The following is a 210-nucleotide window of genomic DNA, read 5'->3' as shown; positions in this document are numbered from 1 at the left end:
GGTGTAAACGCGGGCGTCATAGGGCATTCCCTTCATTGAGACGTTGCCACCAGAAGGATCGGCCGAGGTCACCAGCACCGGGTAAGCCCACTTGTCAGCAGGGCCAAACAGCAGGCGTGGTGAATTCAAGGTCGGATCGTTGCTGGGCACGAAGTCCAGGTCATCGACCCTGACGTGGAACTCATCGATTTGAGTGGCCGGATAAGGTCC

At 58.1% G+C, this 210-nt stretch carries 1 protein-coding gene; it reads right to left on the bottom strand.

The window, feature by feature from the left end:
• On the bottom strand, nucleotides 1–210 hold a 210-nt coding region (locus tag GHO41_RS30040; protein WP_178126646.1), incomplete at both ends, for a hypothetical protein.

The sequence above is a fragment of the Pseudomonas sp. FSL R10-0399 genome (assembly GCF_009600165.1).
In the GTDB taxonomy this organism is placed as follows: Bacteria; Pseudomonadota; Gammaproteobacteria; order Pseudomonadales; family Pseudomonadaceae; genus Aquipseudomonas; species Aquipseudomonas helleri.
This window is presented reverse-complemented; position numbering and strand designations above follow the sequence as displayed.